This window comes from Agrobacterium tumefaciens str. B6 (assembly GCF_001541315.1).
GTDB classification, from domain to species: Bacteria; Pseudomonadota; Alphaproteobacteria; order Rhizobiales; family Rhizobiaceae; genus Agrobacterium; species Agrobacterium radiobacter.
Window position 1 is genome coordinate 506601 of the sequence record NZ_LMVK01000001.1, and the last position, 14830, is coordinate 521430.

Below are 14830 nucleotides of genomic sequence, written 5' to 3' on the forward strand. Positions count from 1 at the left end.
TGTTAATAGGAGTTGGCGGAAAGTAAACCCAACGCAGGGCTGTCAAATTTCTGATGGCCGGGATTGATAATTTCCATATCGCGAGGTTGTCCCCCTTTCTCTCGTTGAAAAAAAGCACAACTAATACAGGCGGTCGCAAGGCCGCCTTTCTTTTTGCCGCGACGGCCGATGCCATTCAGCGATTTTCCGGATGATCCATCGATTTCGAGACCAGCAGCACAGGAACAAGCCCGGCGATAATGATGATGATCGCCGGTACGGCAGCATCCTGCACCTTTGAGCGGGATGCATCCTCATAGACCAGCGTTGCCAGCGTGTTGAAACCGAAAGGCCGGAGCAGGATGGTGGCCGGCAATTCCTTCATGGATTCGATCAGCACCAGAAGAAAAGCAGTCAGCGCGGCCGGCCGCATGTTCGGCAACAGCACCTTGAACAGCGTCTGTGCCCGGTTGCGCCCAAGCGTTCGCGAGGCCATGTCGATATGCGGCGAGAGCTTCTGGAAACCGGCATCGAGCGTGCCTTCCGCCATGGTCATGAAGCGCACGGCATGGGCATAGATGATGGCGAAGGCGGTGCCTGATAGCAGCAAGCCGCTGGAAAAGCCGAAATGGGAACGGATGAACCCGTCGACGCCGTTATCGAGGCTGGCCAGCGGAATGAGCACGCCAATGGCGAGCACGGTTCCCGGCACGCCATATCCCATTGAGCCGAAGCGGGCGGCGACCTTGGAGGTACGCGAGCGCTCGGTGCGGATGGCATAGGAAAACACAAAAGCGGCAATCAGCGTCACGAAGGCGGCGGAAAGCGAGACTTCGAGACTGTGTCCGAGCGCTTTCAGAAGCTTCGGGGAGAACAGCGCATCGAGCCTCTTTGCTGCGTAACCGCCGAGCACGATCACCGGAATGAAGAATCCGCTCGCCACGGGTACGAAGCAGAACAGGCCGGCGCACCAGCGCCGCCAGCCGGTCAGCGCCTTCAGCCGATGGCGCTGCGCCATGCTTGTCGCCTTCGGCGCGCCGAAGCGCTGTTTTTCGCGGGCGTTGCGTTCGATGACGATCAGTGCACCGACGATGATGAGGATGACGGCGGCGATCTGGGTCGCATTGGCAAGATTGCCGCGGTTAAGCCAGGTCTCGTAAATGGTGAAGGTCAGCGTCTGGACGCCAAGATATTCGACCGCGCCGATATCGTTCAGCGTCTCCATCAAGACCAGAGACAGGCCAATGGCAATCGCCGGCCGCGCCATCGGCAATTGCACGGAGAAGAACACGTTCAGAGGCCTTGCGCCAAGCGTGCGGGCCGCGTCAGCCGCAAAACGTCCCTGCATGGAAAAGGCGGCGCGCGCCGAGAGATATACATACGGATAGAGTACCGAGCTCAGAACGATGACAGCACCGCCGAGCGAGCGTATATCCGGAAACCAGTAATCGCGGATGCTGTGATAACCGAAGGCCGCGCGAAGGGCGCTCTGCACCGGGCCGGTAAAGTCGAGAAACTCACCGAACGCATAGGCTGCCAGGTAGGACGGAATGGCAAGCGGCAGGACAAGTGCTGCGGACAACAGCCGCCGCAGCGGAAACTCGAATGTAGTGACGAGCCAGGCGCAGGCAATGCCGAAAAATGCCGTCGTCGCGGCCGTCATCCCCAGCAGCATGAAGGTGCGAAAGCCGGCGCGCGGCAGAACATTGGCGAGAAGATGCTGCCACCCCTCCGTGCTGCCGGTCAGCGCCAGCCAGAAGATCGCCAGAATGGGCATGGCGGCAATGGCTGCGACAATGATGGCCGCAATCGGCAATAGCGAAACGCGTTTTGTCGCGGGAAGGGGAGCCGTCATGGGCATGCGAGCCTGCTGTCTTGCAAAAAGCCTTAACCGGCTGATCCTTCAGCCGGCGGCTTTCGCATTGCTACGCCCGCATGACCTCAGTTGGCAAGAACCCGCTGTGACGGAAAGCTGATTTCCACCAGCGTGCCCTCATTCGGCGTTGAGGTGATGGAGAAATTCGCACGGTTGGCGTCCACCATGGCCTTGGTCAGCGGCAGGCCGAGTCCGGTGCCGTCGCCCCGCACACGTTTGCCGGAAGAGGCCACCTGCCGGAACGGCTTCATGGCCTGCTCCAGTTCTGCGCGCGTCATGCCGATGCCGGTATCGCGGATACGCAGCGACACGCTGCCATTGGCTTCATAGGCTGTGGAAACGACGATCTGGCCGCCTGATGGCGTGAAACGGATGGCGTTCGACAGGATGTTCAGCACGATCTGCTTGATCGAGCGCAGGTCGGCGACGATCTGCGGCACAGATTGCGCAAGGGCCGTGCGGATAATGACACGCTGGTTATTGGCTTGCGGCTGCACCAGCGACACCGCCTCGGCCACCGTCTCGTTCAGCGGCACGGCGATGAAATCCACATCCATCTGCCCGGCCTCGATCTTCGAAATATCGAGGAGATCATTGACGATATCGAGCACATGCCGGCCGGAGCGGCCGATATCATTGGAATATTCCACATAGCGCGAATGGCCGATAGGCCCGAAGCGTTCAGTCGCCATCATGTCGGCAAAGCCGATGATGGCGTTGAGCGGCGTGCGGATTTCATGGCTGACGCGCGCGAGGAAATCGGTCTTGTGGGCATTGGCGGTTTCCGCCGCGCGCTTGGCGTTGCGCAGTTCCTCTTCCGTGCGCTTCCACTGGGTGATGTCACGGATGACAACGCAATAGCCATGCGAGGATTTAAGCCGGCCGATGGTCATGAACAGCGGCAGGAAGCCGCCGGATGCCTCGCGGCCGATCACTTCGCGGCCATCATTCAGCACGCTCGCGACACCGTTATTGGCAAGGCCGGAAAGATAATCCAGCACGGCGCGCTGGCTCTCATGGGCAAAGAGGGTGACGAAAGGTTTTCCGGCGATTTCACCATTATCATAATTGAACAGCGCGCTGGCGGAACGGTTGAGCGAGCGGATTTCGCCTTCGTCTCCCAGAAGCACCACGCCATCGGTGGCGGTTTCCAGAATGGAGTGCAGTTCCTCCACTTCGCCCTGCAGGAGGGAGAGGCTGCCTGCTTCCGCATTTTCGACGTCACCGGCCGCAATATTTTCGTTGGCGGCCGCAACCGGCGCCTGCTTTTCTTCGAGCGGCACCAGCGACAGCATCAGCGCCTTGGTTTCTTCCCAGCGGATGGATTGCAGCCGCGCCTTGACCGGAATGATGTCGTTTTCGGCGCTGACGACGACCATGCCGCCCTCATTGTCAGGCATCTGTTCCAGATCCTGCCGCTGCAGCAACGCTTCCAGCCCGCCAACATCTTGCAGTTCGGCGAGAGACCCATAGCCCGTCAAGCGCAGGAAATCCGGATTGGCGTGGATCAGCCTGTCGCCGGCATGCACCAGAAGCGCAACCGGCATCTGGTCCAGCGTTTCGGCCGTCAACGCATTTGCGGGGCGAACGGACGGGCTGACCATGGAGGCGGCAATATCGGCAGTCGGCTGCTCGTCAATTGCAGTCTCCTGCTTTTCTTCAGAGCCGCTTTCACCCGCCGCTGCGCGAATAGCCGCGGGCTGCTCGCCACGAACGTAGTCCGCAAAAAGATCGTCTTCATCAGGCGGTTCGGTCGTCTTTTCGTCGGTTTCCGTGTCTGAGGGTGCGCTTTCCGGCGCATCCGCAACGATATCCTGCTGGATATCCTGTCCTGCCGGTTCGGCGGAAATGATCCCCGCATCCGCGTCCGAATTTTCCTCCGAAGCAGAATCCGCAGGCGCCAGGGCCCGGCCGATTTCGCGGAAGGCGGCCTGCTCGCCTGCGGTCAGGCCCTCGCGGGAGCGGGAACGGCGCTCCTCCAGATGGACGACCTTGTCGGAATAGGTTGGCTCCAGCGCCGGCGCTATGACAGGCGCTTCGAATTCCGGCGGGGTATAATCAAGGTGCGGTTCTTCGACAGGGACCGCATCCGATGCGCCGTCTGCCGCATCGAGGTCCGTTGCCGGGGCCTCATCCTCACCGGAATCGCCGCCTTCGTCGTCATCCTCATCGATAAAGGCCAGCAATTCGTGGCTTTCATCCTCGATAGACGGCTGCGGTAGTGCTTCTGCCGGATCGGCCTCTTCGCCATCAAGGAAGGTAAGGCCCGTGGCATGCGGGTCTTCGGTGGCATCGGCAAGCCGCACGATACCGAAACCGCGGAAACCGTCGAATTCGCGTGAGCGCGTATAGGTGGGCAGGGCGGCGAGATCGATCGGCACCATCAGCGATGTGCCTTCCACCGGCCAATAGATCGTCTTGCCCGACCAGGTGTCGCGACGGCCGAGAAGCTCGCGGATCTTGCCGTCGGGATCGAGATTGAACAGGGCCGCGACATCGGCAAAGCCCATGCCTTCCACGGCAGCAGCCTTCGCGCCCACGGCTTCTGCAAACTCATGCGAGATGGAGCTGAAGCGCCCTTCCGCATCGATTTTCCAGACGAAACGGGAGGCGCGCGCACCGGCATTGAAAACAAAAGGTTGCGCTTCCGCGCCAGCGCCGAGGTCGGTCTCCGCTTCCGTCTCCGTCTCCGTCGTTATCTCCTCATCCGCCGCAGGAGCAGCCTCTGCCGCTGCGGTTTCGAGGATTTCATCGTTCGCAACTGCGCTTTCTTCGGCCCGGGCCTCTTCGGCAGGGGCGCCGACGATCGCCCGCTCAGTTAAGGGAGCCTCTGCTTCATCTTCATCAAGTTCGAAAAGATCGGCGATGTCGTCAGTCATCGCCATATCAGCAGCGGCGTCGGCATCCTGTGCGGAAAGCTCCGCCGGGGTCTCCGCTCCGTCTTCCGGCAACGTTAGGAGGCTGTCCTCATCCTGCTCCGCGGCCACTTCGTCTTCGGGATCGGCCGGCAGTTCCTGCACCTCTTCCATATCCTCGATGCCCGCAACGGCATCGAGCACGGAATCAAAGGAGGCGGCTGTTGCGACAACAGGCGCGGTCTCCGCAACCGGCAAGGCGGGCTCCGCGGCGGCTGGGGTTTCCTGCGGCCTGTCTTCCGCAAAACCATTAACAGGGTCGAGTGTGCCCAGCGCGGTTTCGACCACGAACATCAGGTTCAGTTCGGGCGATGCCGCGATCTGGCCGGTGGCGGCGGGCAGATAGCCCTTGCCGGTCGGCACCGGCCGCTTGACGAGATGGCCGGACTGGCCGGCTGCCATTTTCACCAGCGTCCGCGCCGTGTGCGGCGTAATACCGAGCGACGAAAAGCCGGGCGAGGCGGCGATAATCTCGTTCTCGCCGTTCAGAACCGCCATATGGATATCGGGATCGTCAAAACCTTCGATCATGCGCCGGGCGCATTCTGCCGTGTCGGGTGCGGCCTGATCGGTAAGGGCCGAAAACAGGATGGCCGGCTGACCGGGCTCGGCCTCGATGATCTCTACGCGCGCGGTGACGGCAAGGCTGCGGAAACCCGATGTGATGCGAATGGTAAACGGCAGGCTGTCGCCCGCTTTGGAAAGCCGCGCCGCCGTGGCCGCCAGTTGCCGAAAGGTCACGTCCTGCGGTTTCGGGCCCTGTTCCAGAAAATCATAAACCATCGGCGTGCCGAACAGCGCCGCACCCCGGCCATTGGCCCAAAGCGCATTTTTAAGGTCCAGCGAGAACAGCGCCATGGCCGCGCCACGCCCGAAACCTTCACGCACCCGTTCATGTACTGCTATATCGATAAAGGGATACTGGACGGCGGGCATGTCGAAACCTATTCTGGCACTACCGGACCTTGCGGGCTTTCGGCTTCCTCATGAAGCCCGAAACGTAAACCCGCCGAGGCATCACGTTAACAGAATTTTAAATAACTTCACAGCGCTGCCGGGTCCACCATCTGCGGGATGAATCGCCAAATAGAGTTAACATCAACAGGTGGCTTCCGCCTCCTCATGCCAGCCCGGCCAATCGAAAAGCACTTGCCTTTCGACGCCTTTTTTCGCAAAATTCGAAGAGGCACTTGCAAATGGGGGAAACACCTTTTATGTCACCCCCCGTGACGCCGCTTCGGCGTTTCATGTGCGGTTGTAGCTCAGTTGGTTAGAGCGCAGGTTTGTGGCACCTGAGGTCGGTGGTTCGACCCCACTCAACCGTACCATTCCCCTCTCCCGATAAGTCTATATGTCACAGTGACTTACCGGGAGAGGGGAACATTGTCTTCCTCTGATGTTGTTCATGCCTGCGGATCCCTCCTGAAGCCCTGCCGCCGCGCAGGCTGCTTCCGATTTCCGAAAACCCTCAAAATAATTGTCGTGACCGTGTCGTTCCCATGCAGCATGGGTAACGCATGAACCCTGGGCCACATGCAGCCCGGCAAAAACCATTTGGCTAAAATCTCTTGCGCTGGTATTGTCCGCCCAACGAAACCTTATGAAAGCCAGCAGCATAGCGTCTACGCTTGTGCGCGGCGAAATGGACAAGACAGTGATCGACCCCGGAAACGGCCCAAAGCCGTCGGAACAAGGGGCGTCGGTGGCGAACAAAGGGAAAGCGAAGCGATCCCGTCGTGGCAAGAAACACAAGCGTGACGGTCAGCCCCGTGACGCTGTTGTGCTGTCGCATGATGTTGCCGCGGATGTTCCGGCCGGTTCCTCCTACGTATCGGCTCTCGAGCCGGATGCCGAGCCGCGCAAGAGAAAGCGCCGCAGGCGCTCCCGCGGCAAGGGGACGTCTCAACAGGCTGCCCCAGCTTCCAGCGCGCAGCCGCAGGCTCCAGCCGCAACAGATGCGGCCAATCCATCCTCCGTGCCGCCGGGCGGCGGGCGAAAGTCGCGCCACCGCAAGCGTGGGCATCGCGATCCGCGTAGCCGTGATCCACAGGGTCGTCCGCTGGTTCCTACCCATGCGCCGAAACATGTCGGCAAGCAGAATGGCCGGGCCAACGGGGCTGGACAGGAACCGCACCGGCAATCCGAAATATCCGCCCGCCACGCAGGCCGCCAGCACGAGCATGGCCAGGAGCCGCCGGCGGATATGTATGCCGCGCTCGATCTCGGCACCAATAATTGCCGCCTCCTGATTGCGCAGCCGACGCGGCCCGGTCAGTTCCGAGTCGTCGATGCCTTTTCGCGTATCGTCCGGCTGGGTGAGGGGCTGGTGTCGAGCGGCCGGCTGTCCGACGATGCCATGGATCGTGCTGTCGAGGCGCTGAAAGTCTGCTCCGCGAAACTCTCGGGCCGCCCGATCAGGCGCATGCGTCCCATCGCCACCGAGGCCTGCCGCGCTGCGTCGAATGGCGAAGAGTTTCTGGCGCGTGTCACGCGGGAAACGGGACTGAAGCTTGAAATCATCAGCCGCGAGACGGAAGCCCGCCTTGCGGTGTCTGGCTGCGCCTCGCTCGTCGGGCGTGAAGCACGCTCCGTCGTGCTGTTCGATATCGGTGGCGGATCCTCGGAAATCGCCGTTATCAAGGTCGGGGAAAATCGCTCGAACCGGCTCGCCAATCACATCACCCACTGGACCTCGCTGCCGGTTGGCGTCGTCACGCTTTCGGAACGTCACGGCGGCCGTGATGTGACGCCGGATGTCTTTGCCGCCATGGTGCGGGAAGTCGAAGGGCTGCTCGATGCCTTCCATTGCCCGCCTCTGGCGCCGCAGATGCATCACGAGGATTTTCACCTGATCGGAACGTCGGGCACGGTGACGACGCTTGCCGGCGTCCATCTCGATCTGCCACGATACGATCGCCGCAAGGTGGATGGCCTCTGGCTTTCCGACGCCGAGGTGACGGCGATGCAGGACAAGCTTCTGGCCTGGGATTTCGCCGGCCGCGCCGCCAATGCCTGCATCGGGCCTGACAGGGCCGATCTGGTTCTGGCCGGCTGCGCCATTCTCGAGGCCATTCGCCGCCGCTGGCCGGCGCGGCGTATGCGGGTGGCCGATCGCGGTCTGCGCGAAGGCCTCTTGACGGATATGATGGCGGATGACGGCGCATGGCGGCGTAACCGCATAAGGCGCATGCAGATGACACGGCAGGACAGGACGGAAGGTTTGACATGAGCAAGGCGCCGACAAGCACCAATCGCACCGGCCGAAAGATCGGCCAGAAGGTCAAGAAGACCAAGCTCAAGGCCTCATCGCGCCGTTGGCTTGAACGTCATATCAATGACCCCTATGTGCAGCGCGCCAAGCTTGAAGGCTATCGCGCCCGCGCCGCCTTCAAGCTGCTGGAAATCAACGACAAGCATCAGATATTGAAGGGCGCGACCCGCATCATCGACCTTGGTGCGGCACCAGGAAGCTGGTCGCAGATCGCTTCGAAGGTGACGGATTCCACCGAGGACGATATCCGCGTCGCGGCGATCGATTTTCTCGAAATCGACCCCATTCCCGGCGTAAAAATCCTGCAGCTCGACTTCCTTGATCCGACAGCACCCGAAAAGCTGATGGAGGCCGTTGGCGGCACGCCTGATCTGGTATTGTCGGATATGGCGGCGCCCACCACCGGGCACCAGAAGACCGACCATATCCGCACCATGCATCTGTGTGAAGTCGCTGCCGATTTCGCCGTTCAGGTGCTGGCGGAAGGCGGCCATTTCCTTGCCAAGACCTTCCAGGGCGGCACGGAAAAGCAGTTGCTGGACATGCTGAAGAAGAACTTCAAGCAGGTGTTGCACGTCAAGCCGGCGTCCTCACGCTCGGAATCGGTGGAAATGTTCCTGCTTGCCAAGCACTTCAAGGGCCGCAAGAGCGAGCCGGTTGACGCATCCGAAGCCGACGAGGCGGCGGAAGACTGATTACTCCGCCGGTTGCGAGACCTTGCCGCGGTGGCCGGAGACGGCCGCCCCGGCATTGCCGTCCATGCGGATGATCGGCACGATGGCGAACAGCGATACCAGCGCCACGATGGTGAAGGCGACGTGGAAATCGGCAAGCTGCAGATGCGAGCCTGACATCATGCTGCTGACTTCCAGAATGGAGGCGGCGAAAGCCACGCCCAGCGCCAGGCTGATCTGCTGCAGTACAGACGCCATTGAGGTCGCCTGACTGGCCTGGCTGTCCTCGATATCGGAATAGCTGAGCGCGTTTGACCCCGTGAAAAAGAAGGAACGGGCAAACCCCGCCGTGACAAGGAAGATCATGATCAGCGGATAGGGCGTTTCCGGCGTGAAGAAGCTGTTGGCGAGCGTTGTGAAGGCGCCGACGATGCCGGCCCCAATCAGCGTTGATCGGAAGCCTGTCGCCGCAAAGACCCGCGTGGCCATGAATTTCGTGGTGATCGCACCGATCGCGCCTGCAAAGGTGATCATGCCTGACTGGAACGGGTTCAACCCGAAACCGATCTGCAGCATCAGTGGCATCAGGAAGGGAATGGCGCCCGTGGAAATGCGGAAAACGGTGCCGCCAACAGAAGCCGCCCGGAAGGTCGCGTTCTGGAATATGCGGAAATCCAGAATGGGGGCAGGGTGGCGTGCGGCGTGGCGCATGTAAAGAAAACCGCAGATGAAACCGATGATCGTCGAGGCGATGCCGATGGCGGGCGGCAGGGCCGGAAGGCTGACGACCGAGAGGCCGAATACGACCCCGGAAGCGGCGATGCCGGAGAGCACGAACCCTTTGCCGTCCATCGGCGGTGGGTTGGTGGTTTCGATTTCCGGCAGGAAGATCGTCGAGAGCCAGATGCCGATGACGCCGATGGGCACGTTGATCAGGAAAATCCAGTGCCATGAAAAATAGGTGGTGATGAAGCCGCCGATGGGCGGGCCGGTGAGTGGCCCCACAAGTCCGGGTATCGTCAGCAGCGCCATGGCTGAGACGAGCTCGCTGCGCTTGGTCGTGCGCAGCAGCACGAGGCGGCCGACGGGCGTCATCATCGCACCGCCCATGCCCTGCAGGAAACGCGAAAGCACGAATTCGAACACCGACGAGGACACCGCGCAGCAGATCGACCCCACGACGAAGACGCCGATGGCGAAACGGAAGATTTTCTTCGCACCGTATTTGTCGGCCATCCAGCCGCTGATGGGAATGAAGATCGCCAGCGCCACCATATAGGCGGTCAGCGCGAGCTTCAGCGTGATCGGGCCGACATTGAGGTCGGCTGCAATCGCCGGAAGCGAGGTTGCAATGACGGTGGAGTCCATCTGCTCCATGAAGAGAGCGACTGCCAGGATGAGGGGAATGATGCGGTTCATGAGGCTGCCTGCGGCTTTCCGCTGCGACAAAGGATATCGCCGTTCCTCCTACGCCTGATAAGCGGGCTTGCCAACACGTTAATTATCAATTTCTCAAGTTCCGATCAAACCTGCGTGAGGCCGGTTTCCTTGCAACTTTCTCGCTCTATTGTCCGTTGGGTGAGTTCAGTTGGCGATCACGGCCAGTTGGCGATATCGGGAGAAAGATGATGACCCAATCCTTGAGCATGAGCAGACGCGGCCTCATCGGTGCGGCCGGTGCAAGCGTTCTCGGCGCGCCGCTTTTGATGGCGCGCAGCGCAAATGCCCAGACCAACCAGCCGCAGACCTCCATGGAGATCAAACACGCCATGCCGCCGGAAACCAACCGCTTCAAGCTCGGCAATTTCGAAGTGCTCGTGGTGAAGGACGGCTCGCGCGCCGCACCCAATCCCGGCGAGACCTTCGGCACGGATCAGTCGGCGGAAACGGTCGGCAAATTGCTGGAAGACAATTTTTTGCCGAAGGACCAATTCGTCAATTCCTTCTCGCCGGTTCTCGTCAATACAGGCACGGACCTCGTGCTGTTCGACACCGGTTTTGGTGAGGCCGGTCGCGGCGCCGGCAATGGCCGCCTGACCGAGGGCATGGCGGCGGCCGGTTATTCGCCTGAAGATGTAACCGTGGTGGTGCTGACCCATATGCATGGCGACCACATAGGCGGGCTGATGGAAAAGGGGGCGCCTGCGTTCTCCAAGGCGCGTTATGTTTTCGGACAGGCGGAATATGATTTCTGGGCGGACGAGAAGCGTGTCGGCACACCTGCCGAGGGCGGCCATAAGGGTGTTCTGGCCAGCGTCAAGCCGCTGGCGGAAAAGGCGACCTTCATTGGCGATGGCGCCAATGTGGTGTCGGGCATCACCGGCATTGCGGCTTTCGGCCATTCGCCTGGCCATATGATCTTCCGTGTCGAATCGGAAGGCAAACAGCTGATCCTGACGGCGGACACGGCCAATCATTTTGTCCTGTCACTGCAAAGGCCGGACTGGGAGGTCAAGTTCGACATGGACAAGGCGGCGGCGGCCGCGACCCGCAAGAAAGTCTATGACATGATCGCTACCGACCGGCTGCCCTTCCTCGGGTATCACATGCCTTTTCCGGCTGTCGGTTACGCGGAAAAGCTGGAGACGGGTTACCGTTTCGTGCCGAAATCCTATCAGTTCGATATCTGATATCTGCTGCAATGCAGCAACAGAGGGGACCCGGAAGGCAATTCCGGGTTTTTTCTATTCCCTTCCTGTCATGAACGTGTTACCAGCCCTCGCCAACTTCCAAGCAATCCTTGCAGGGCGCCGGGGTGAACTTTTCGTTCCGGAACGGCCACGCATTTTCATTATGAAGGAATTTGGTCATGGCACGCATCATTCAAACACCCACTGGTTTGGACGCTCTCACATTTGACGATGTGTTGCTGCAACCCGGACATTCCGAGGTTATGCCGGGACAGACGAATATCGCCACCCGCATCGCCCGCGATATCGATCTCAATCTTCCAATCCTCTCTTCCGCCATGGACACGGTGACCGAAGGCCGTCTCGCTATCGCCATGGCCCAGGCCGGCGGCATCGGCGTTATCCACCGCAACCTCACCCCCATCGAACAGGCTGAAGAAGTTCGGCAGGTGAAGAAGTTCGAAAGCGGCATGGTCGTCAACCCGGTCACGATAGGCCCGGATGCGACGCTTGCAGAAGCGCAGGCGCTGATGAAGGCGCATGGCATTTCCGGTATTCCGGTGGTTGAAAATGGCGGCTCCGGCGGCCACAAGAACGGCCGCCTCGTCGGCATTCTGACGAACCGCGACGTGCGCTTCGCTTCCGATCCGCAGCAGAAAATCTATGAACTGATGACCCGCGAAAATCTGGTCACGGTCAAGGAAAGCAGCGTCGATCAGCAGGAAGCGCGCCGCCTGCTGCACAAGCACCGCATTGAAAAGCTGCTGGTTGTGGACGGAAAGGGCAATTGCGTCGGCCTCATCACCGTCAAGGATATCGAAAAATCGCAGCTTAATCCCAATGCCACCAAGGATGCGCAGGGCCGTCTTCGCGCCGCCGCCGCCATCAGCGTTGGTGCCGATGCCATCGAGCGCGCCGAGCGCCTCATCGATGCTGGTGTAGACCTTCTGGTCGTCGATACCGCACACGGCCATTCGCAGCGCGTGCTCGATGCCGTTTCGGTGGTCAAGAAGATGTCGAACTCGGTTCGCATCATCGCCGGCAATGTCGCAACCGCTGACGGCACCAAGGCGCTGATCGATGCCGGCGCCGATGGCGTCAAGGTCGGTATCGGCCCCGGTTCCATCTGCACCACCCGCATCGTCGCCGGCGTCGGCGTTCCGCAGCTTGCCGCGATCATGTCGTCGGTCGAGGTGGCCAATGCGGCTGACATTCCTGTCATCGCCGATGGCGGCATCAAGTTCTCGGGCGATCTGGCCAAGGCAATCGCCGCCGGTGCTTCCGCCGTCATGATCGGCTCGCTGTTGGCAGGTACGGATGAAAGCCCGGGCGAGGTGTTCCTCTACCAGGGCCGCTCCTTCAAGGCCTATCGCGGCATGGGTTCCGTTGGCGCCATGGCCCGCGGTTCCGCCGACCGCTATTTCCAGGCGGAAGTGCGCGACACGCTGAAGCTCGTTCCCGAGGGCATCGAAGGCCAGGTTCCCTATAAGGGTCCGGTTTCCGGCGTGCTGCACCAGCTGGCCGGTGGCCTCAAGGCCGCCATGGGTTATGTCGGCGGCAGCAACATCAAGGAATTCCAGGAGCGCGCCACCTTCGTTCGCATCTCCAGCGCGGGCCTGCGCGAAAGCCATGCCCATGACGTGACGATCACCCGCGAAAGCCCGAACTATCCCGGCGCGGTTTGATCTTTCGAGCCGAATCCGTAAAAAGATAGGCTAGTTATTTGGCGCTCCCCGATCTCAAGCCGGATCGGGGAGCGTTTTCACGATTGGGGGAGAAAGCATGTCACCAACGACCGCAATGTTCTGGCCGATGATCGCCCATGTCTTTCTCGTCTTCTTGCTTTACGGCCTGCTGATCATCCGGCGCAACAAATACACCTTCAAGGATCGCGAATCGGCGATCAAGCTGCGTGATCACGGCGAGGAGGCGCACGAAAGCCGTTTGGTGAACCGCAATATTGCCAACCAGTTCGAGCTGCCGGTCCTGTTCCACATCGCCTGCCTGCTGCTTTACATCACGGATGCGGATAATGTCGTCACCGTTGTTCTGGCATGGCTGTTCGTGCTTTCGCGCTACGCCCATTCCTATGTCCACGTCACCAGCAATCGCCTGCGTCAGCGCGGCGCATTGTTCGGCATCGGCTTTGCACTGGTCGTCTGCCTGTGGGCATGGCTCGCCATATGGTTGGCGCTGGAATAAATCAGCACCGTGAGGTTGCCTCATAAGTGAGACAATCCCGCCTGGCAAAATACTCCGATTTGCGATGGGTCAATTCCATGACGCCGCATCCCCGTTAATCTCTGCCTGCCGTCGAGGATTTCAGGCGAGCAGAGATTAGGGAGTATGTCATGGCTAAGACAATGAAGGCGGCGGTTGTCCGCGCATTTGGAAAACCGCTGACCATCGAGGAAGTGGCGATACCGGATCCCGGTCCCGGTGAAATTCTCATCAACTACAAGGCGACGGGCATTTGCCACACCGACCTGCACGCAGCAACGGGCGACTGGTCGGTCAAGCCCAACCCGCCCTTCATTCCCGGCCATGAAGGTGTCGGTTATGTCGCCAAGATCGGCGCAGGCGTCACCGGTATCAAGGAAGGCGACCGCGCCGGCACACCGTGGCTCTACACCGCCTGCGGATGCTGCATTCCCTGCCGTACCGGCTGGGAGACCCTTTGCCCAAGCCAGAAGAATTCGGGTTATTCTGTCAATGGCAGCTTTGCCGAATATGGCCTTGCCGATCCGAAATTCGTCGGCCGCCTGCCGGATAATCTAGAATTCGGTCCCGCCGCACCCGTGCTCTGCGCCGGTGTCACCGTCTACAAGGGTCTGAAGGAAACCGAAGTCAGGCCCGGTGAGTGGGTGGTCATTTCAGGCATTGGCGGGCTTGGCCACATGGCCGTGCAATATGCGAAGGCGATGGGCATGCATGTCGTTGCTGCCGATATTTTCGCCGAAAAGCTGGCGCTTGCGAAAAAACTCGGAGCCGATGTCGTCGTCAATGGCCGTGCGCCTGACGCAGTTGAGCAGGTGCAGAAGGCAACCGGCGGTGTCCATGGCGCGCTGGTGACGGCGGTTTCGCCCAAGGCCATGGAGCAGGCCTACGGTTTCCTCCGCTCCAAGGGGACGATGGCGCTTGTCGGCCTGCCGCCGGGCTTTATCTCCATTCCGGTTTTCGACACGGTGCTGAAGCGCATCACGGTGCGCGGCTCCATCGTCGGCACACGGCAGGATCTGGAGGAGGCGCTGACCTTTGCCGGAGAAGGCAAGGTCGCCGCCCACTTCTCGTGGGACAAGCTCGAAAACATCAACGATATCTTCCACCGCATGGAAGAGGGCAAGATCGACGGCCGTATTGTCGTGGACCTCGCCGCCTGATGTGAAAATGCGGCCGCGGCGCTCACGCAAATGTGTGACGCCGCTTCCGCCCGCATCGTTCCCCGCGGGGCGATCTGCGCTATCCTTCCGCATCCGTGCGTTCAA

Annotated in this window: 9 protein-coding genes and 1 tRNA gene; 7 read left to right on the forward strand and 3 right to left on the reverse strand. The window is 60.7% G+C overall.

What is annotated here, in order from left to right:
* Positions 1-175: 175 nt before the first annotated feature.
* The gene (locus ASB65_RS02500; RefSeq protein ID WP_060722918.1) at positions 176-1840 is read right to left on the reverse strand and encodes an ABC transporter permease; all 1665 of its coding nucleotides are present in this window, start codon (positions 1838-1840) and stop codon (positions 176-178) included.
* Between the two features lie 80 nt (positions 1841-1920).
* Complete coding sequence (locus ASB65_RS02505) at positions 1921-5706, reverse strand: ATP-binding protein (protein WP_060722919.1); 3786 nt, start codon at positions 5704-5706, stop codon at positions 1921-1923.
* A gap of 315 nt (positions 5707-6021) precedes the next feature.
* On the opposite strand from ASB65_RS02505, the gene ASB65_RS02510 reads away from it, so the two are divergent.
* The 3 genes from ASB65_RS02510 (at position 6022) to ASB65_RS02520 (ending at position 8736) form a co-directional block, all read left to right on the forward strand.
* A tRNA-His gene (locus tag ASB65_RS02510) sits at positions 6022-6098 on the forward strand.
* A gap of 272 nt (positions 6099-6370) precedes the next feature.
* Positions 6371-7999, forward strand: coding sequence for a Ppx/GppA phosphatase family protein (locus tag ASB65_RS02515; protein ID WP_060722920.1), 1629 nt, complete (start codon positions 6371-6373; stop codon positions 7997-7999).
* Positions 7996-8736: an RlmE family RNA methyltransferase gene (locus ASB65_RS02520; RefSeq protein ID WP_060722921.1), complete on the forward strand. Its 741-nt coding sequence runs from the start codon at positions 7996-7998 to the stop codon at positions 8734-8736. Before ASB65_RS02515 ends, ASB65_RS02520 begins: the two co-directional genes overlap by 4 nt.
* Here ASB65_RS02520 and ASB65_RS02525 read toward each other — a convergent pair whose 3' ends face one another.
* Complete coding sequence (locus ASB65_RS02525; protein ID WP_060722922.1) at positions 8737-10134, reverse strand: MDR family MFS transporter; 1398 nt, start codon at positions 10132-10134, stop codon at positions 8737-8739.
* Between the two features lie 209 nt (positions 10135-10343).
* Here ASB65_RS02525 and ASB65_RS02530 point away from each other — a divergent pair, with 209 nt between their 5' ends.
* From ASB65_RS02530 to adhP, 4 genes are all read left to right on the forward strand, one after another.
* Positions 10344-11345 (forward strand): MBL fold metallo-hydrolase, encoded by a 1002-nt coding sequence (locus tag ASB65_RS02530; protein ID WP_060722923.1) that lies wholly within the window; start codon positions 10344-10346, stop codon positions 11343-11345.
* Between the two features lie 179 nt (positions 11346-11524).
* Positions 11525-13030 (forward strand): IMP dehydrogenase, encoded by a 1506-nt coding sequence (guaB, locus tag ASB65_RS02535; protein WP_020812622.1) that lies wholly within the window; start codon positions 11525-11527, stop codon positions 13028-13030.
* 115 nt (positions 13031-13145) lie between these two features.
* A complete protein-coding gene (locus ASB65_RS02540) occupies positions 13146-13547 on the forward strand; it encodes an MAPEG family protein (protein ID WP_031234389.1) in 402 nt (133 codons plus the stop codon).
* Positions 13548-13696: 149 nt separating this feature from the next.
* Positions 13697-14725 carry an alcohol dehydrogenase AdhP gene (adhP, locus tag ASB65_RS02545; protein ID WP_060722924.1) on the forward strand — a complete coding sequence of 343 codons (1029 nt, stop codon included), beginning with the start codon at positions 13697-13699 and terminating at the stop codon, positions 14723-14725.
* Positions 14726-14830: the final 105 nt, after the last annotated feature.